The sequence below is a fragment of the Massilia sp. P2_C2 genome, from assembly GCF_056404615.1.
Map to the genome: position 1 here is coordinate 1 of NZ_JBFUDR010000106.1, position 18,912 is coordinate 18,912.

Here is an 18,912-nt window from a genome sequence, read left to right on the forward strand (position 1 = left end):
GCCGATGCCGCCGCCGCACCCGCCGCGTCGGCTCCGGTCGCCGCTGCTGCCGCAGCGCCCGCAGCGGCTCCGGCCGAGGCGGCTCCTGCCGCAGCAGCAGCACCGGCTGCCGCACCCACCCCGCAGAAGGGCGACACCGCCTGGATGATGGTCTCGACCCTGCTCGTGATCATGATGACGATCCCGGGCCTGGCCCTGTTCTACGGCGGCCTGGTCCGTTCGAAGAACATGCTCTCCATCCTGCTGCAGGTGTTCATGATCTTCGCGGTCATCATCGTCCTGTGGTGCCTGTACGGCTACTCGCTGGCGTTCACGGAGAATAACGCCTTCATCGGCGGCTTCGATCGCCTGTTCCTGAAGGGTATCTGGGATCCGGTCAAGGCATCGTTCTCGACCGCGGCCACCTTCAGCAAGGGTGTCGTCATCCCCGAGTTCGTCTACGTGGCGTTCCAGGGCACGTTCGCGGCCATCACCTGCGGCCTGATCATCGGCGCCTTCGCGGAGCGTGCACGCTTCTCGGCCGTGCTGCTGTTCGTCGTGCTGTGGTTCACGTTCGGCTACCTGCCGGTCGCCCACATGGTCTGGTTCTGGACCGGTCCGGATGCGATCACCGCCGCGACCGCCGACGCCGAAGGCCTCAAGGCCGGCTGGCTGTTCCAGAAGAGCGCCCTCGACTTCGCGGGCGGTACCGTCGTGCACATCAATGCCGCTATCGCCGGCCTCGTCGGTGCAATCCTGATCGGCAAGCGCGTCGGCTACGGCCGTGAATCGATGGCCCCGCACTCGCTGACGATGACCATGATCGGCGCCTCGCTGCTGTGGGTGGGCTGGTTCGGTTTCAACGCCGGTTCGGCTCTGGAAGCGGGCGACGTCGCTGCCCTGGCTTTCGTGAACACCCTGCTGGCCACCGCCGCCGCCACCTTGTCGTGGGTCTTCGGCGAATGGATCACCAAGGGCAAGCCGTCGATGCTGGGCGGTGCCTCGGGTGCCGTCGCCGGTCTCGTCGCCATCACCCCGGCCTGTGGTTTCGTCGGTCCGATGGGCGCGCTGGTCATCGGCCTGGTCGCCGGCATCGTCTGCCTGTGGGGCGTGAACGGCCTGAAGCGCATGATCGGCGCCGACGACTCGCTGGACGTGTTCGGCGTGCACGGCGTGGGCGGTATCCTGGGCGCGCTGCTGACCGGCGTGTTTGCGGCACCGCAACTGGGCGGCCAGGGCATCTTCGACTACGTCACCAACAAGATGTCCGCCGACCCGTACTCGATCGGCCACCAGGTGCTGGTACAGGCCGAAGCCATCGGTACCACCATCGTGTGGTCGGCCGTCGTCTCGTTCATCGCCTACAAGATCGTCGACGTCGTCCTGGGCCTGCGTGTGGCCGAGGAAGAGGAACGCGAAGGCCTGGACATCACGAGCCACGGCGAACAGGCTTACCACTCCTGATTGCCGTTACCTCAGTGCAGTTCAAAAAAGCGCCTTCTGGGCGCTTTTTTGTTTCCAAATTGAATAAAGATCTTTAAAAAATGCTCGTCCAACCCCATCTCGGCTTACCATATCGCCAAGAAGCCCGAAGGACGTCATTTTTATGGTTCCCCACCTCGCCACCGCCCTGACCGGTCCGCTTTTGGACCTGGAAAAGAAAATCCTCGAAGCCACGCCCGCCATCGAACGCTGGTTCCGCCTCGAGTGGCAGGAGCATACGCCGCCGTTTTATTGCTCGGTGGACCTGCGCAATGCCGGCTACAAGCTGGCGCCGGTGGACACGAATTTGTTCCCGGGCGGCTTCAACAACCTGTCGACCGAGATGCTGCCGCTGACGGTGCAGGCCGCCATGGCCGCGATCGACAAGTATTGTCCTGATGCGCGCAACCTGCTGCTGATCCCGGAAAGCCATACGCGCAATCCGTTCTATCTGCAGAACGTGCAGCGCCTGATGCAGATCTTCCGCCAGACGGGCCTGCATGTACGCCTCGGTTCGCTGTCGCCCGACGTGACGGAGCCGACTCCGCTCGCCCTGCCGGACGGGAACATGCTCGTCGTCGAACCGCTCGTGCGCTCGCCCAACGGCCGCCGCGTCGGCCTGGCCGACTTCGACCCGTGCACGATCCTGCTGAATAACGATCTCTCCGCCGGCATCCCCGGCATCCTGGAAAACGTCCACGAGCAATCGCTGCTGCCGCCGCTGCACGCCGGCTGGGCCGTGCGCCGCAAGAGCAACCACTTCAAGGCCTTCGACGAGGTCGCCAAGAAGTTCGGCAAGCTGATCGACATCGACCCCTGGCTCGTGAACCCGCTGCATAACAAATGTGGCGAGGTGAATTTCCAGGAAGACGTCGGGATGGAATGCCTGGCTGACAACGTTTCCGCGCTGCTGTCGAAGATCAAGAAGAAGTACAAGGAATACGGGATGAAGGACCAGAAACCCTTCGTCATCGTCAAGCCRGACGCCGGTACGTACGGCATGGGGATCATGACCGTCAAGGACGCGAGCGAGGTCAAGGACCTGAATCGCAAGCAGCGCAACAAGATGTCGGTCATCAAGGATGGCGTCACCGTCACCGACGTGATGATCCAGGAAGGCGTGCCCACGTTCGAGTCGATCAATGATGCGGTGGCGGAGCCGGTCGTGTACATGATCGACCGCTACGTCGTCGGCGGCTTCTACCGCATCCACGCCGAGCGCGGCATCGACCAGAACCTGAACGCGCCGGGCTCGCAATACGTGCCGCTCGCGTTCGCGCAGCAGCATGCGGTGCCGGACCTGAAGGCCAAGCCGGGGACGGCGGCGCCGAACCGCTTCTATGTATATGGCGTGGTGGCGCGGCTGGCGTTGCTGGCGGCGTCGCTGGAGCTGGAGCGGACGGATCCGGATCCGGAGATCTATTGACGCACGGCCGCGATTGTGGGTAGGGTGGACCTGGGCGCGCAGCCGGCTCTGCCGTCCACGCGTTCAACAAGCACCGGCACGGACGCGGCATATTTTATGGCGCGTATCCCCGCGTGGACGGCGTTACCCGTGCGGCCGGTCCGGCGTTGCGTGTGCAGCCGTCCACCCTACGGGCTGTTCCACCTCCGGCTTGCGCGCCATATAAATGAAGTGGGAGCGCAGCGGCGGCACCAGCGTCGCCAGCGCTTCCGGTATCAGCCAGGGCATGGCCGCCAGCACGCGGCCCATTGGCGGCAGCAGGACAAGGGTGCGGTAGTGGCGGCTGGCGGCGGGCCAGAAGCGCAGCAGTTCGACATCCGTCACCTTGCGCACCTGGGCATTGCGCGGATTGCCATAGCGGAAATCGAAGATCATCGTCCAGCCCCCGGGCCGCAGCACGCGCCACATCTGCGCGGCCAGGTCGCGCCGCACGTCCTCGTCCAGGATCGATGAAAAGACGGTGTGCGCGCATACGAGGTCCATGCCGGCGTCGGCAAAGGCATCCAGCTGTCCCAGATGCCAGTGCACGCCCGGCGCCGTGCGCGCCCGGGCCTGGTCGAGGCGGTCTTGCTGCAGCTCCGTGCCGGCCAGGTGGGAAGGCGTGGCGCCCCAGTCGATCAGCTGGCGCAGTAAGCCGCCGGTGCCGCAGCCGACGTCCAGCGCGCGCACGGTGGACAAGTCGCGCCCGACCGTCAACGGCAGCAGTTCGGCCAGTACGCGCGACCGCGCCGCCGACTGGCGGACGATGTCGGGCCGGTGCCAGGCATATTTGGCCAGCGCGGCGCCGCCATGCCATTGACGATAGACCTGCTTGATGCGTTCCTGTTCGGCTCGGTCGTTCATCGTGTCCTGCTCTTGAGAAGGTGCGCACAAGTGCTCACCGATCTCTTCCTGCCCCGAGCCGTCCTGCTGGCCGTGCTCGTGCCTGACAGGCGTCACTTTCCCGCCTCCCGCCGGCCCGGCGCCAGCGGCAGTGCCCGGCGTCACCGCCTGGCTCGCCTCGGGTAGCGCCGTTCGCGCCGCGTGGGCGCCGGTGGCGAGCCGTTGCAGATCGATCGCCGCGTTCACGTCGCGGTCGTGATGGTGCCGCAGCCGGTGCAGGTCCAGGTGCGCTCCCAGCGCTGCAGAGTCTTGACCGTGGTCCCCAGTAGCCTGGCGGCCTGCCCGATTCCCATTGTGCTTTCCATGATCACGGTTGGACATATCTACTCCATTTGGTTCGACTAGAGTCGAGCTCCCAGGGACGCATCTTCCCAAGAGGAGGGGGCATAAGCTTGAGGATTCGCAAATGCGGGTGGAATAGATGAATTTTTGCTAACGGGAAGCTGCCCCGCCAACCCATCAGCCGGACGCGGCCGGCTTTCCGCGTACATCGGCGTTTCCGGATAAAATCGTGGCATTGCCTTCACTGGGACCAACATGAAAATCGCTTTTCTCGCCGATCCGCTGTCCGGGTTCAAGATTTATAAGGACTCGACCTTCGCGATGATGCGTGAAGCCGTGCGGCGCGGCCACCGGATCCATGCCTTCGAACAGCGCCACATGGTGCTGGAAGAAGGCGTCGTGACGGCCGAGGCCACCGAGATCACGCTGACGGGCGACCCCGATGACTGGTACAGCGAGGGCGACACGGAGTCCGTGGCGCTGTCCGAATTCGATGCCGTCATCCAGCGCAAGGATCCGCCGTTCGACATGGAATACGTGTACGGCACCTATCTGCTGGAGCTGGCCGAGCGCCAGGGCGCGCGCGTGTTCAACAAGCCGCAGGCCATCCGCGACCACAACGAAAAACTGTCCATCGCCCAGTTCAGCCAGTTCACGTCGCCCACGCTCGTGTCGTCCTCCGGCACGCGTCTGCGCGCCTTCCACGCCGAGCACGGCGACGTGATCTTCAAGCCGCTGGACGGCATGGGCGGCGCCGGCATCTTCCGCGTGAAGGACGACGGCMTCAACCTGGGCTCGATCATCGAGACGCTGACGGAAAACGGCGCGCGCACGATCATGGCCCAGAAATATATTCCCGCTATCATCAAGGGCGATAAACGCGTGCTCGTCATCGACGGCAAGCCGGTCCCGTTCGCGCTGGCGCGCATTCCGCAGGCTGGCGAGGTGCGCGGCAACCTGGCGGCCGGCGGCACCGGCGTCGCGCAGCCGCTGTCCGACCGCGACCGTGAAATCGCGGAAAGTCTCGGCCCCGTGCTGGCGGCGCGTGGCCTGTTGCTGGTAGGATTGGACGTGATCGGCGATTTCCTGACAGAAGTGAACGTTACCAGCCCCACCTGCTTCCAGGAGATCACCGACCAGACCGGTTTCGACGTCGCGGCGATGTTCATCGACGCCGTCGAACGCCGGGTGAACGGACACTGAGCAGGAAATAGAACATGGTAGGCATTCTGCTGATGACCCACGCTCCGCTGGGCCAGGCATTCATCGCGGCGGTCGCACACGTGTTCCGCGGCCCGACGGAGCGTTTCGAAGCGATCGACGTCACGGCGGACCAGGACACGAACGAAATCCACGCAATGGCGAAAAGCGCGATCGAGCGCCTGGACGAAGGCGACGGCGTGCTGGTCATCACGGACATCAAGGGCGGTACGCCATCGAATTGCTGCAACACCCTGGCCAGCCCGGGCCGTGTGGAAGTCATCGCGGGCATCAGCCTGCCGATGCTGCTGCGCGCGATCACGTACCGGCGCGACACGCTGGACGTGGTGGTCGAGATGGCATTGGCCGGTGCMCAGAACGGCGCGGTCAGGGTCGACAACCGGATCCGGCTCGGCACCTGATTTCCACGAACGACGACACAACACATATGATTCAACAGGAACTCGAGATCATCAACAAGCTGGGCCTGCATGCCCGCGCTTCCGCCAAATTCACCCAGCTGGCCGCGCGGTACCAGAGCGACGTCTGGCTCACCCGCAACGCGCGCCGCATCAATGCCAAGTCGATCATGGGCGTCATGATGCTGGCCGCCGGCAAGGGCGCCAAGGTGACGCTGGAAGCGGAAGGCCCCGACGAACAGGAGTGCATCGCGGCGCTCGCCGCGCTCATCAACGACAGATTCGGCGAAGGCGAGTAATGCCGGATTCCCGAGCCGGCGGCCGTATTCTCCCAGGAACCTCCATGGCATCGTTCACACTGCACGGTATTCCGGTTTCGCGCGGGATCTCGATCGGGCGCGCGCACCTGCTCACGCCGGCCGCGCTCGACGTCAAGCACTACCTCGTGCCGGAAGAGCAGGTCGAGGCTGAGGTCAAGCGCCTGCAGGATGCGATCGCCACGGTGCACCGCAACCTGCAGGACCTCTGGACCGAGCTGCCGAAGGACGCCCCGACGGAACTGGGCGCCTTCATCGACGTGCACGTGCTGATCCTGTCCGATCCGATGATCTCGGAGGCCCCGCTCGACATCATCCGCAGCCGCCACTACAACGCGGAATGGGCGCTCGTCACCCAGATCGACGAGCTGTCCGCGCAGTTCGACGAGATCGAGGACGAGTACCTGCGCGAGCGCAAGCACGACATCCAGCAGGTGGCCGAGCGCGTGCTGAAGGTGCTGATGGGGACGGCGCTGCCGGCGCAGCCCGCGGCGCCCGGCGAAGAGCACTTCCAGCCGCAGATGATCGTCGTTGCGCACGACATCTCGCCGGCCGACATGCTCGCGTTCCGCGACCGTTCGTTCGTCGGCTTCGTCACCGACGTGGGCGGCCAGAACTCGCACACGGCCATCGTCGCACGCAGCCTGGACATCCCGGCCGCCGTCGGCATGAGCCAGGCCTCGCGCCTGATCGAGCAGGACGACTGGGTGATCGTCGACGGCGACGCCGGCGTCGTCATCTGCAATCCGAGTCCGCTCGTGATGGAGCAGTACCGCGCGCGCCAGGCCAACCTGATGAARGCGCGCAAGCGCCTCCTCAAGCTCAAGAAGACGCCGGCCGTCACGAAGGACGGTACGTCGATCACGCTGCTCGCCAACATCGAGCTGCCGGACGATTGCGGCCCGGCGCTGGAGGCGGGTGCCGTCGGCGTCGGCCTGTTCCGTTCCGAATTCCTGTTCATGGGACGCGGCGTGCAGGGTCTCAAGGTGCCGGGCGAGGACGAGCAGTTCGAGCAGTACCGCAAGGCCGTGCTGGCGATGAAGGGCCGTCCGGTCACGATCCGCACGCTCGACGTGGGCGCCGACAAGCCGCTCGACCAGACCGAACATACGGCGCTGAACCCGGCGCTGGGCCTGCGCGCGATCCGCTACTGCCTGGCCGAGCCGCAGATGTTCCTCACGCAGCTGCGCGCGATCCTGCGTGCGTCCGCGTACGGCAAGGTGCGGATCCTGATCCCGATGCTGGCGCACGCGTTCGAGATCGACCAGACCCTCAGCATGATCGAACAGGCCAAGGCCCAGCTGCGCGAGCAGAACGTCAAGTTCGACGAAGCGGTGGACGTCGGCGCCATGATCGAGATCCCGGCCGCCGCGCTGGCCCTGCCGATGTTCGTCAAGCGCCTCGACTTCCTGTCGATCGGCACTAACGACCTGATCCAGTACACCCTGGCCATCGACCGCGTCGACTACGAGGTGGCGCACCTGTACAATCCGCTGCACCCGGCGGTGCTGACCCTGATCGCGAAGACGATCGACGCCGGACACAAGGCCGGCATCGACGTGGCCGTGTGCGGCGAGATGGCGGGCGACGTCAAGCTCACCCGCCTGCTGCTGGGCATGGGGCTACGCGAGTTCTCGATGCATCCGGCCCAGCTCCTGGCCGTCAAGCAGGAGATCCTGGCCAGCGACCTGACGCGGCTCGTGCCGCGCACCAAGCGCATCCTGCGCGCGATGGAGCCGGCGGCCATCGCCGACGCCGTGGAGCAGCTGCAGTCAGTCTAGTTACAACTTAAGAGTCTTCATGGGATCGATCGGAATAGTCTCCCCCCAGGCGATGCACTTCGCCGAGCCACTTCGCCTGCGCAGCGGCGCGACGCTCGGCGATTACACGCTGATGTATGAAACCTATGGCACGCTGAACGCCGACAGGTCGAACGCCGTGCTGATCTGCCACGCGCTGAACGCGTCGCACCACGTCGCCGGCCACTACGCCGACCAGCCGAAGAGCACCGGCTGGTGGGACAACATGGTCGGGCCGGGCAAGCCGGTCGACACCGACCGCTTCTTCGTCATCGGCGTCAACAACCTCGGCTCCTGCTTCGGTTCGACGGGCCCGATGCACACGAACCCGGCCACCGGCAAGCCGTACGGCGCCGCCTTTCCCGTCGTGACGGTGGAGGACTGGGTCGCCGCGCAGGCGCGCCTGGCGGATCGCCTCGGCATCCAGTGCTTCGCGGCCGTGATGGGCGGTTCGCTGGGCGGCATGCAGGCTCTGGCCTGGAGCATCATGTTCCCAGAGCGGCTGCGCCACTGCATCGTGATCGCCTCGACGCCCAAGCTGTCGGCGCAGAACATCGCGTTCAACGACGTAGCGCGCCAGGCGATCCTCACCGATCCGGACTACCGCGGCGGCGACTTCTACGAATACGGCGTCGTGCCGAAGAACGGCCTGAAGGTGGCGCGCATGATCGGCCACATCACATACCTGTCGAACGACGACATGGCGGAGAAATTCGGCCGCAAGCTGCGCAATGCGGCCGAGCGCAATGACTACAAATTCGACTTCGGCATCGATTTCGAGATCGAGTCGTACCTGCGCTACCAGGGCGATAAATTCTCTGAATACTTCGACGCCAACACCTACCTCTTGATCACGAAGGCGCTCGACTATTTCGACCCGGCGCGCGAGCACGGCGGCAACCTGACCAAGGCGCTGGAAAGCACCCGCGCCCAGTACCTCGTCGCATCGTTCACGACGGACTGGCGCTTTGCGCCGGACCGCAGCCGCGAGATCGTCGAGGCGCTGCTGGCCAACCGCCGCAAGGTGACGTATGYCGAGATCGATGCCCCGCACGGCCACGACGCGTTCCTGCTGGAAGACGCGCGCTACATGAACATCGTGCGCGCCTATTTCGAGCGCATCGCCGTCGAAAGCAAGGAGGCCGCATGAAATTCGAAGACCTGAGCACCCTGCGCCCCGACCTGGCGTTCATCGCCCACTGGGTCAATGATGGCGCGCACGTGCTGGACGTCGGCTGCGGCGACGGCGCCATGCTGCGCTACCTGGAAAAGGCCAAGCACTGCACGGGCTATGGCGTCGAGATCGCCGACGACAAGGTCCTGGAAAGCACCCAGCGCGGCATCAGCGTGATCCAGCACGACATGGAGCAGGGCCTGGACCTGTTCGCGGACGACGCGTTCGACATGGTGCTGTGCCTCTCGTCGCTGCAGATGATGCAGCACGTGGAGGCGCGCCTGCGCGACATCGTCCGCGTGGGCAAGGAGGCGATCGTGTCGTTCCCGAACTTCGCCTACTGGCCGCACCGCGCCGCGCTGCTGAAGGGCCGGATGCCGGTGTCGCGCTCCCTCCCTTACCAGTGGTTCGACACGCCGAACCTGCGCTACGCGACGATCTACGACTTCAAGGAACTGGCCGAGAAATGCGGGCTCGAGGTACTGGAATACGTCGCGCTGGCCGAGGGCAAGCCGGTGTCGTTCCTGCCGAACCTGCGCGGCAGCCTGGCCGTGTTTCGCCTGCGCAAGCGCGATCTCGCGGGCAAGGCCTGAGCGCGCCGCTTTGCATGCCCGTGTATCGTGTTGTACATACCAGTCAGTCGCGGGCATGATGTCGTCAAAACCCAGCAGGAGAACACCATGAACCCATTCTTCAAGCTCAAGACACACGCCGGCAGGGCCACCGTCCTGCTCGCGCTGTGTGCGCCGGTGTGGGCCGGCGCGGCCCAGGACGACCGTCCCAACCCGGACCAGGTCGTGCAGGACGGCATCGCCGTGAAGCCCTTGAAACGCAATTCGATCAGCGGCGTGTGGCGCGACATCGCCGCGCCCGAGCAGGCCATCAACGAACAGTCGGCCCAGCAATACCTGGCCCTGATGAGCAAGGCGAAGCAGGAAGGCGCGCTGGTGCCGGAATCCGATCCGCGGGTGCAGCGCCTGCGCGCCATCGCCCGCCGCATCATTCCGAACACGGCGCGCTGGAACCCGGATGCCCAGCAATGGAAGTGGCAGGTCAACCTGCTGCAGTCCGGCGAGGTGAATGCATTCTGCATGCCCGGCGGGCGCGTCGCGTTCTACACCGGCATCATCGACAAGCTGCGCCTGACGGATGACGAGATCGCGGCCGTGATGGGCCACGAGATCGCGCACGCACTGCGCGAGCACGGGCGCGACCGCCAGAGCAAGGCGACGGCGACGGGCCTCGCGAGCCAGCTGGGCGGCGCCGCACTGTCGGCCTGGCTCGGCGTGGACGTGCGCGGCGCCACCAATGCGGCCGGCCAGCTGCTCGTGCTGAAGTTCTCGCGCGACGAGGMGCGCGAGGCCGACCTCGTGGGCCTGGACATCGCCGCGCGCTCCGGCTACGACCCGCGCGCCGGCATCGCGCTGTGGAACAAGATGGCCGTGCTGAACCAGAGCGGCGCGCCGATCGAACTGCTGTCCACGCACCCGGGCGGCGGCGAACGCATCGAGCAGATCGAGAGCCACATGAACGTGCTGTTGCCGCTGTATGCGCGCAGCAAGGGAACGTCGGTCGACCGGTTGCCGCCGTACCGCTCCAACGTCGCACAGCGTTGATGAGGAAATAAAGGGTCGATGGTACGTTTCGTCAGGAAGGGCCACCAGGCCGCGGCCAATGCCGTCGTGCCGCTGCCGGTGCGTGATGGCGTGGCCCCCAGCTACCTGTGGATCACCGAGACCCGCACCGGCGGCATGCTGGCCTTTCTCGAGGAACGCTTTCCCGACATCGCCGGGCCCACGTGGACCGAGCGGCTGGCGCGCGGCGACGTGGTCGATGCGAAAGGAGCGGTGCTTGCGGCCGACAGCCACGTGCGCCAGGGTATGCGCATCTGGTACTACCGCGAGCTGGAGAATGAAACACCGATCCCGTTCGAGGAAAGCATCATCTTCCAGGACGAGCACCTGCTCGTCGTCGACAAGCCGCACTTCCTGCCGATGATCCCGACGGGGCGCTTCCTGCGCGAGACCCTGCTCGTGCGGCTGAAACAGAGATTTGACCTGCCGCACCTGACGCCGATCCACCGCCTCGACCGCGAGACGGCCGGCGTCGTCATCTTTTCGCACAACCTGGCCACGCGCGGGACGTACCAGTCGATGTTCCAGAAGCGCAGCATCCGCAAGACGTACGAGGCGCTGGCGCCCGTGCTGGAAGGGCGCGACTTCCCGTTCACCTACCGGAGCCGGATGGTCGACGGCGACAAGTTCTTCGTCATGCGCGAAGAACCGGGCGAGCCGAATTCCGAGACGATCATCGAGCTGCTGGAAACGCGCGGCGGCATCGGGCACTACCGCCTGCATCCGCACACGGGCCGCAAGCACCAGCTGCGGCTGCACATGGCATCGCTGGGCGTACCGATCCTGAACGACGCCTTCTATCCCGTCGCGCTGCCGTGCAAGGGCGACGATTTCTCGGCGCCGCTGCAACTGCTGGCGCGCGCGATCCACTTCGACGACCCGCTCACGGGCGCGCCGCGCAGCTTCGCGAGTACGCGCGAGCTCGCGTGGCCCGCGCGCTGAGCTCCGGTATCAGAGGGCGTAGTCGATGATCAGGGGCGCGTGGTCGGAGAAGCGCTCGTCCTTGTAGATCGAGACGGCATGCGCCTTCGCGGCGATGCCCGGGGTGGCGACGTGGTAATCGATGCGCCACCCGACGTTCTTCGCCCACGCCTGGCCGCGGTTGCTCCACCACGTGTATTGCTCGGGGCGCTGGTCGATGCCGCGGTGGACGTCCACGAGGCCCAGTTCGTCGAAGATGCGCGTCATCCAGGCGCGTTCCTCCGGCAGGAAGCCCGAGTTCTTCTGGTTACTCTTCCAGTTCTTGAGGTCGATTTCCTTGTGCGCGATGTTCCAGTCGCCGCAGATGACGATCTCGCGGCCTTCCGCCTTCAGGGCCGAGAGGTGTGGCAGGAACACTTCCATGAAGCGGAACTTGGCTTCCTGGCGTTCCGGCGACGACGAGCCGGACGGGCAGTACACGGAGATGACGGTCAGGTTACCGACGTCGGCGCGGGTGTAGCGGCCTTCGTTGTCGAATTCGACACAGCCGAAGCCCGTGCGGACAGCATCCGGCTTCGTGCGGCTGTAGACGCCCGTGCCCGAATAGCCCTTCTTTTCGGCGTAGTGGAAATGGCCGTGGTAGCCGTGCGGCGCAAGGAATTCCTCGGTCATGTCGGCCTGCTGGGCTTTCAGTTCCTGGACGCAGATGAAATCGGCGTCCTGGTTGGCCATCCAGTTGAAGAAACCTTTCTTGTGGGCGGAACGGATGCCGTTCAGGTTGGCAGAGATGATTCTTGGCATGATCGAAAGCGGTTGGGATGGAAGCGCGGCCGCGCAATGCGGCGACCTTTGCGAGGGCAACAGTGTATCGTGTTTTGATTCATATCAACACCACTGCAGCATATCCGGTTGGCATCGGTCTAACCGGCTCCGGTATGGCTAGAATGATATTTTTCATTTCTTTCGCTGTGCGACGTCAACGTTTTCTGAAATAGCGGTTGCTCGCCGGTCTCTTCCACCCACCAGGGATCCATGTGCTGATCAAGTCCGACGACCTGCTGGCCGGCAAGCATGGTAAGACGGGGCATTTCGTGCGTTTTTACGACGACAGCGAACTGTTGCTCGACGAAGTCGCGTCTTTCCTCGAGCGGGCATTGCGGACACGGGGCAGGGGCATSGTGGTCGCTACCGGGGCCCACATCGATGCCTTGCGCGCCCGCCTGGACGTGCTGGCGCGGGCGGAAGGGCGCGCAGCCCCGGTGCCCTGGGACGTCATGTGGTTCGATGCCGAGACGACGCTGGCCCGCATCATGGCCGGCGGCTGGCCGGATCGGGCGCGCTTCGAATACGAGGTGGGCCGCGTCGTGGCCGAGGCCTGCGCCGGCGGCGCGCCCGTGCATGCGTTCGGCGAGATGGTGGCACTGCTGTGCGCGCGCGGCCGCTATGACGCCGCCCTGCACCTCGAACGGCTGTGGAACGAACTGGCGCGCAAGCTCGAATTCTCGCTGTTCTGCGCGTACCCGTGGGCCCTGTTTCCGTCGTCCGGCGTGGCGCACGTGTTCCGCCAGGTCTGCGCGGAGCATGATCACGCCTGCGCGGACGCCGCCGCCCCGCTGCCGCCCGGGCAATCCGTCGACATCAGCCTGGTGCGGCTCGAACAGAAAATGCATGCGCTGCAGGCCGAGGCGGCGCGGCGCCGGCGCGCCGAAAAGACGCTCTTGCTGTGCGAGCGCGAGTTCGCCGATTTCGTCGAGAACGCGGCCGAGGGCCTGCACCAGATCGGCGCCGACGGCACCATCCTGTGGGCGAACAGGGCCGAGCTGCAGATGCTCGGCTACCGCTGGGAAGAATACGTCGGCCACCACATCGCCGAATTCCATCTTGACGCCGCCGTCATCGAGGACTTCATGGCCAGGGTCGCGGCCGGCGAGACGGTGATGGACGAGCCGGCGCGCCTGCGCTGCAAGGATGGCTCGATCCGGCACGTGGTCATCCGTTCGAACGCCAGTTTCGAGGATGGCCTGCTGCGCTATACGCGCTGCTTCACGCGCGATGCGACCGAACAGATGCACAGCCTGCGCGAAATCGAGCATGCGCGAACCCGCCACGCCGAACTGGCGGGGGCGCTGGCGGCCGTTGGCCGTGCCGAGGATGACTTCCTCGTCATGCTCGGCCGCGCGCTGCGGGGTGCGCTGCGGGTCGGGCAGGGGATACCGTCCGTCGAGCGCAGGCTGCGGCGCGTCGTGCGGCTGGTGGACGGCCGGCTTCGTCAACGCGCTCGGGCCGGATTACAATACCGGTTTTCACAGATCGAGGGTCGTGTCGTGGACAACCTGCGCCAACAGTTCATTGCGTTTTCAGTCGAAGCCGAAGTCTTGAAGTTCGGTCAATTCACCACCAAGGCCGGCCGCCAGTCGCCGTACTTCTTCAACGCCGGCCTGTTCCACGACGGCGCCACCCTCGGCAAGCTGGCGGCGTTCTACGCCCAGACGCTGCTCGACTCCGGCCTCGAATTCGACATGCTGTTCGGCCCCGCCTACAAGGGCATCACGCTGGCGTCCGCGACGGCCGTCGCGCTGGCTGCGAAAGGCCGCAACACGTCGTTCGCCTACAACCGCAAGGAAGCCAAGGACCACGGCGAGGGCGGCACGATCGTCGGCGCCAAGCTGGCCGGCAAGGTCGTCATCATCGACGACGTGATCTCGGCCGGCACCTCGGTGCGCGAATCCGTCGCAATGATCCGCGCGGCCGGCGCCGAACCGGCCGCCGTGCTGATCGCGCTCGACCGCATGGAACGCGGCGGCAAGGATGGCGTGCTGTCGCCGCTGTCGGCCGTGCAGGAAGTCAGCCAGAACTACGGCATCCCCGTGATCTCGATCGCCAGCCTGGCCGACCTGTTCGGCTACCTGGAAGCGGATCCTTCGCTCGCCCAGTACAAGGATGCCGTGGCCGCGTATCGCCAGCAATACGGCGTGGCCTGAGCGTTCAGAATGTGATGTAATGGCGGCAACCATTTTGGAGTTGCCATGAATAACATCGCCCGCGGCGTCCTGACCGCCTTTCTGTGCGTGGTGCTCGTGGGCTTTGGCCTGTGCGGCGCCTACGGTACGGTCGGCGGCCTGGCCGATCTGGTCGGCGGCGGTTCGGGCGAACTCAAGGGTATTGAGCCCATGCTGATCGGATTCGGTCTCGTCGGACTCGGCATCGCCTGGGTCTGCGGGATCGCGATCGTCCGCCTGTGGCGCAAGCGCCCGCCCGCCGGCGAATGAACGGCCCCGTCCTTTCCGCCGCGACGGCGCAGTGGGTCCACCTCGTATTCGAATGGCTGGCGCTGGCCGGCGGCGTGCAGTTGTACCGCTGGCAGCGCCGGCGCGCCCGCCAACCCGCGCTGCTGCAGCCGGGATCCTTCGCCGTCGTCGTCGGCTGCATCCTTGGCGCCGCCATCGGCAACAAGCTCGTGTTCTGGATCGACATGCCGCACCTGTGGCAGGGCGCCGTTCCGGACTGGCGGTTGATCGCGTCCGGCCAGTCGATCGTCGGCGGGCTGCTGGGCGGCCTGCTCGGCGTGGAGATCGCCAAGAAGCTGGCCGACATCCGCGGGTCGACGGGCGACCAATTCATCCTGCCGCTCGTCGCCGGCACGGTCGTGGGCCGCATCGGCTGCTTCCTCGCGGGCCTGAACGACGGCACCTATGGCGTGCCGACCTCGCTGCCGTGGGGCGTCGATTTCGGCGACGGCATCCCGCGCCATCCGACTCAGGTCTACGACATGCTGTTCGCGTTGCTCGCAGGCTGTCTGCTGTGGCGCTGGCGCGCGCCGCTCGGGCGCAGTCCGGGGCTCGCGTTCAAGTTGTATCTCTCGTCCTATCTCGCCTGGCGCCTGCTCGTCGACGGCATCAAGCCGGTGCCGTATGCGTATGCGTTCGGGCTGTCCGGCATCCAGTGGGTGTGTGCGCTGGCGCTGGCGTGTTACCTGCCGTTCGTGTACCGGCAACTGTCCGGCTTCATTCATACCCGGAGGCTTCACCCGACATGACATTGCTGTCTTCTTTCCACGCGCGCGCAGGGACGGTCGTCCTCGCCCTCGCGTTCATCGGCGGTACCGGCTGCGTCGTCATCGATGCGGCGAACAATGCCCGCTATCGGCAACAGGCGCTCGACCGGGAGACCGCGCGCCAGCGCCGCATCGCCGCACTGGAGTCGGCCGCCGCCGCCGGCGAGCCAGCGGCGCGCAGCGCGCTGGCATCTGCGCTGCTGTCCACGTTCGATCCGGCGCGAGCCGACGTGCCGCGCGCGCGGGCGCTGCTGGAACAGGCCGCGGCGCAGGATGACGGCCTCGCGCAGGCGCTGTTGGGCGACATGCTCGCCGATCCGGCGCGCTTTGTACACGCCGCCCGGCAGGAGAATGCCGAGCGCAGCATTGCGCTGCTGCAGCGCGCCGCCACGAAGGCGTGTACGTATCCGCGGCCCATACCGTTCTACCCACGCATCGAGCCCGCGTTGCAGGTCAGCCGCATGCTGAACGTCGCCGGCCGTACCGACGATTCCCTGCTCTGGCGGGCGCGCGGTATTCTCCACTGCGGCAGGGGAGATCCCGCCGAGCTGAAGTTGGATGCGCAGTCCAAGCATGTCTCGTCCGCCGAGCGCATCAAGGCGCTGGCGCTGCTGGCGTTGACCGGCGATGCAGCCGCGATCGCTTCGGCCAGGGCCACGCTGCCGGCAGCCGATGCCGACGCCGCCGAACGCCTCGCCGCCGACCTGCGCCGCCGCGTCGCCGATTCCGAACGAGACTACCCGGCGCCGCCGCGCAAGGAACAACCATGACCCGCAAAACCCGCCCCTACCTGTTCTACGACACGACGACGTCCGTCTGCTCGACCTGCCTGCACCCGGTCGAAGCGAAGATCGTGTTCAAGGACGACAAGGTGTACATGGACAAGTGGTGCGGCGCGCACGGCACCGAGCGCGTGCTCGTCAGCGATGACGTCGCGTACTACCGCCTGTGCCGCGAAGTGTTCGTTAAATACCCCGAGATGCCGCAGCAGTTCAACACGAAGATGGAATACGGCTGCCCGTACGACTGCGGCCTGTGCCCGGACCACATGCAGCACTCGTGCCTGTCCGTCGTCGAGATCACGGACAACTGCAACCTGAACTGCCCCGTGTGCTATGCCGAGAGCGGCACGCACCGCGAACGCCACCTGCCGCTGGAAGACGTCATCCGCATGCTCGATGCCGTCGTCGCCAACGAGGGCGAGGCCGACGTGATGCAGCTGTCCGGCGGCGAACCCACGCTGCACCCGCAGTTCTGGGATATCCTCGACGCCGCGAAGGCGCGCCCCATCAAGCACGTGATGGTCAACACGAACGGCATCGTGCTCGCGCAGGACAGGGCGTTCGTCGAGCGGTTGGCCGGCTATGCGCCCGGCATCGAGGTCTACCTGCAATTCGATTCGCTGCGGGCGGAAGTGCATCGCGAATTGCGTGGCGCAGACCTGACGCGCATCCGCCGCCAGGCGCTCGACAACCTGAATGAGGCGGGCCTGTCGACGACGCTCGTCGTCACGCTCAAGAAGGGGCTGAACGATGGCGAGATCGGGGAGATCATCGACTTCGCGCTGCAACAGCCCTGCGTGCGCGGTGTCACGCTGCAGCCGATCCAGGATGCCGGTCGCGTGGAAGACTACGATCCGCGCCTGCACCGGCTGACGGTCTCCGAAATCCGCCGCCGCATCGCCRAACAGAGCCGCCTGTTCACGCTGGAAGACGTGGTGCCGGTGCCGTGCAATCCGGACACGCTGGCGATGGCCTACGCGATCAAGACGGAGGAGGGCACCGTGCCGCTGACCCGCTGGATCGACCCGCAGACGCTCGTCGAGGGCAGCGGCAACACGATCGTGTTCGAGCGCGACCCCGCGCTGCATGGCGCCGTGAAGGATCGCATCTTCCAGCTGTTCTCGACGAACCACTCGCCGGAATCGCAGGCCAACTGCCTGTCCGAACTGATGTGCTGCCTGCCGCTCGTCAGCACACGGAACACATTGTCCGCGCTCCGCTACGACAACGTGTTCCGCGTATTGATCGTGCAGTTCATGGATGCGTACTCGCTCGATGTGCGCGCGCTGAAGAAATCGTGCATCCACTTCGCGCTGCCGGACGGCCGTCTCGTGCCGTTCGAAAGCTATAACCTGCTGTACCGCGACGACCGCCGGCTGGAAGGCATCCGCGCCGGCATTGCGGCGGACTTCGCGCGCCGGCGCGAGCGGACTACGATCCCGCTGGTGCCGGCGCCGCCATCTGCTTGACGGCCATCGCGAGGAACGCGTCGAGCGCCGTGCCGCTGCCCTCGGCGCCGCCGACCTGGATCGACGGGACGAGCGCCACCTGCCCGCGTTCGATCGCTTCCGCGAAGCGCAGCAGCACGGTCTGCTGGAACTGCAGTTCCGGGCCGCCGTAGGCCGCCACGTTCAGTTCCGTCGCCTTTGCCTGGGCCTGGCCGACGGCTTCCAGCTGGAATGCTTCCGCCTCGGCCAGCCGGCGCTTGGCGTCGGCGACGCCGGCCGCGTTCTGGCGCGCTTCCTCGGCGGCCTTGATCGCCTTCTGCACGGCGGCGCTGCCCTGGTTCTCGGCGATGCGCACGGCCAGTTCCGATTCCGTGATCGACGTCTGCTGCTTCGCGCGCGCCTCCGCCTCGCGCAGGATGCGTTCCTGCTGCGCGGCCGCTTCCTTGGTGCGGTAGGTCTCCAGCTGTTCGCGCGACACCTGGCGCTCGCGCAGCTGGCGCAGGATCGTCTCGATCTGCGTGTCGCCTGCCTTCGCGCGCGGCGTGCCGATCAGGACTTCGTTCAAGGTGAGGTTGTAGCCCTCGAAATTGCGGCGCATTTCCGCCATCGCGCGTTCCTGGATATCCGAGCGTTCCTGCAGCAGCTCGATCAGCGTCTTGCGCTGGCCGACGTTCTTGAAATACGCGGCCACCATCGGATCGAGCGTCTGCTCGACCAGCTTGCGGATATCGCCGAAGCGCTGGATCACGAGCGGCGCCATCTTGTAGTCGATGTTGACGACGACGGACAGCGGCAGGTCCGGCTCGAACGCGTCCTTCGTGATCAGCGAGACTTCGGACAGATGCTTGTCCAGCTCATGCGAGCCGATCGCGCCCGCCTGCCACTTCAGGATGAAGTTCGTGGTCGGCACTTCGATCACGCGCCGCGCATACGGATTCAGCGCGTACTTGCCCGGCAGCAGGGGCGTCGCCTGCACGCCCTTTTCGTCGGCGCCCACGAGTTCCCCGTGGCGGTAATCGTCGCCCGTCAGGTCGGTGCCGGCCTTGCCCGTGTACGACACGACCACGCCCACGA

19 protein-coding genes and 1 pseudogene are annotated in these 18,912 nt (G+C 65.9%); 16 read left to right on the forward strand and 4 right to left on the reverse strand.

What is annotated here, in order from left to right:
• Both AC1DYX_RS14230 and gshA read left to right on the forward strand, forming a co-directional pair.
• A partial coding sequence (locus AC1DYX_RS14230) for an ammonium transporter (protein WP_477259804.1) occupies positions 1 to 1,443 on the forward strand: 1,443 nt, incomplete at its 5' end.
• A 142-nt stretch (positions 1,444 to 1,585) separates the two neighbouring features.
• Positions 1,586 to 2,887: a glutamate--cysteine ligase gene (gshA, locus tag AC1DYX_RS14235; protein ID WP_477259806.1), complete on the forward strand. Its 1,302-nt coding sequence runs from the start codon at positions 1,586 to 1,588 to the stop codon at positions 2,885 to 2,887.
• A gap of 123 nt (positions 2,888 to 3,010) precedes the next feature.
• On the opposite strand, the gene AC1DYX_RS14240 is transcribed toward gshA, so the two are convergent.
• Together AC1DYX_RS14240 and AC1DYX_RS14245 are read right to left on the reverse strand one after the other, a co-directional pair.
• Positions 3,011 to 3,994 carry a class I SAM-dependent methyltransferase gene (locus tag AC1DYX_RS14240; RefSeq protein ID WP_477259808.1) on the reverse strand — a complete coding sequence of 328 codons (984 nt, stop codon included), beginning with the start codon at positions 3,992 to 3,994 and terminating at the stop codon, positions 3,011 to 3,013.
• A complete protein-coding gene (locus AC1DYX_RS14245; RefSeq protein WP_477259810.1) occupies positions 3,991 to 4,101 on the reverse strand; it encodes a MerR family transcriptional regulator in 111 nt (36 codons plus the stop codon). The genes AC1DYX_RS14240 and AC1DYX_RS14245 overlap by 4 nt, the downstream gene beginning before the upstream one ends.
• A gap of 244 nt (positions 4,102 to 4,345) precedes the next feature.
• On the opposite strand from AC1DYX_RS14245, the gene gshB reads away from it, so the two are divergent.
• From gshB to AC1DYX_RS14285, 8 genes are all read left to right on the forward strand, one after another.
• Positions 4,346 to 5,293 carry a glutathione synthase gene (gene gshB, locus AC1DYX_RS14250; RefSeq protein ID WP_477259812.1) on the forward strand — a complete coding sequence of 316 codons (948 nt, stop codon included), beginning with the start codon at positions 4,346 to 4,348 and terminating at the stop codon, positions 5,291 to 5,293.
• 14 nt (positions 5,294 to 5,307) lie between these two features.
• Positions 5,308 to 5,712: a PTS sugar transporter subunit IIA gene (locus AC1DYX_RS14255; RefSeq protein ID WP_477259814.1), complete on the forward strand. Its 405-nt coding sequence runs from the start codon at positions 5,308 to 5,310 to the stop codon at positions 5,710 to 5,712.
• 26 nt (positions 5,713 to 5,738) lie between these two features.
• Positions 5,739 to 6,008, forward strand: coding sequence for an HPr family phosphocarrier protein (locus tag AC1DYX_RS14260; RefSeq protein ID WP_477259816.1), 270 nt, complete (start codon positions 5,739 to 5,741; stop codon positions 6,006 to 6,008).
• Positions 6,009 to 6,052: 44 nt separating this feature from the next.
• Positions 6,053 to 7,807 (forward strand): phosphoenolpyruvate--protein phosphotransferase, encoded by a 1,755-nt coding sequence (ptsP, locus tag AC1DYX_RS14265; RefSeq protein WP_477259818.1) that lies wholly within the window; start codon positions 6,053 to 6,055, stop codon positions 7,805 to 7,807.
• Between the two features lie 52 nt (positions 7,808 to 7,859).
• Positions 7,860 to 8,975 carry a homoserine O-succinyltransferase MetX gene (gene metX, locus AC1DYX_RS14270; RefSeq protein WP_477259838.1) on the forward strand — a complete coding sequence of 372 codons (1,116 nt, stop codon included), beginning with the start codon at positions 7,860 to 7,862 and terminating at the stop codon, positions 8,973 to 8,975.
• Positions 8,972 to 9,592: a methionine biosynthesis protein MetW gene (gene metW, locus AC1DYX_RS14275; RefSeq protein WP_477259820.1), complete on the forward strand. Its 621-nt coding sequence runs from the start codon at positions 8,972 to 8,974 to the stop codon at positions 9,590 to 9,592. Before metX ends, metW begins: the two co-directional genes overlap by 4 nt.
• 87 nt (positions 9,593 to 9,679) lie before the next feature.
• On the forward strand, positions 9,680 to 10,615 hold the full coding sequence (locus AC1DYX_RS14280; RefSeq protein ID WP_477259822.1) for a M48 family metallopeptidase: 936 nt from the start codon (positions 9,680 to 9,682) through the stop codon (positions 10,613 to 10,615).
• A gap of 18 nt (positions 10,616 to 10,633) precedes the next feature.
• Complete coding sequence (locus tag AC1DYX_RS14285) at positions 10,634 to 11,575, forward strand: RluA family pseudouridine synthase (RefSeq protein ID WP_477259824.1); 942 nt, start codon at positions 10,634 to 10,636, stop codon at positions 11,573 to 11,575.
• A gap of 9 nt (positions 11,576 to 11,584) precedes the next feature.
• On the opposite strand, the gene AC1DYX_RS14290 is transcribed toward AC1DYX_RS14285, so the two are convergent.
• Positions 11,585 to 12,355, reverse strand: a complete 771-nt coding sequence (locus AC1DYX_RS14290) for an exodeoxyribonuclease III (protein ID WP_477259826.1) — start codon at positions 12,353 to 12,355, stop codon at positions 11,585 to 11,587.
• A 290-nt stretch (positions 12,356 to 12,645) separates the two neighbouring features.
• Between AC1DYX_RS14290 and AC1DYX_RS14295 the strand changes: the two are divergent.
• From AC1DYX_RS14295 to AC1DYX_RS14320, 6 genes and pseudogenes are all read left to right on the forward strand, one after another.
• Positions 12,646 to 13,608, forward strand: a pseudogene (locus AC1DYX_RS14295) (MEDS domain-containing protein); the annotation flags it as partial.
• A 270-nt stretch (positions 13,609 to 13,878) separates the two neighbouring features.
• Positions 13,879 to 14,535: an orotate phosphoribosyltransferase gene (gene pyrE / locus AC1DYX_RS14300; protein WP_477259840.1), complete on the forward strand. Its 657-nt coding sequence runs from the start codon at positions 13,879 to 13,881 to the stop codon at positions 14,533 to 14,535.
• Positions 14,536 to 14,580: 45 nt separating this feature from the next.
• Entirely contained in the window at positions 14,581 to 14,823 is a 243-nt protein-coding gene (locus AC1DYX_RS14305) for a hypothetical protein (RefSeq protein ID WP_477259828.1), read from the forward strand.
• Entirely contained in the window at positions 14,820 to 15,590 is a 771-nt protein-coding gene (locus AC1DYX_RS14310; protein WP_477259830.1) for a prolipoprotein diacylglyceryl transferase, read from the forward strand. Before AC1DYX_RS14305 ends, AC1DYX_RS14310 begins: the two co-directional genes overlap by 4 nt.
• Positions 15,587 to 16,378 (forward strand): hypothetical protein, encoded by a 792-nt coding sequence (locus tag AC1DYX_RS14315; protein WP_477259832.1) that lies wholly within the window; start codon positions 15,587 to 15,589, stop codon positions 16,376 to 16,378. Before AC1DYX_RS14310 ends, AC1DYX_RS14315 begins: the two co-directional genes overlap by 4 nt.
• The gene (locus tag AC1DYX_RS14320; protein WP_477259834.1) at positions 16,375 to 17,859 is read left to right on the forward strand and encodes a radical SAM protein; all 1,485 of its coding nucleotides are present in this window, start codon (positions 16,375 to 16,377) and stop codon (positions 17,857 to 17,859) included. Before AC1DYX_RS14315 ends, AC1DYX_RS14320 begins: the two co-directional genes overlap by 4 nt.
• On the opposite strand, the gene AC1DYX_RS14325 is transcribed toward AC1DYX_RS14320, so the two are convergent.
• A partial coding sequence (locus AC1DYX_RS14325) for an SPFH domain-containing protein (RefSeq protein WP_477259836.1) occupies positions 17,822 to 18,912 on the reverse strand: 1,091 nt, incomplete at its 5' end. The genes AC1DYX_RS14320 and AC1DYX_RS14325 overlap by 38 nt on opposite strands.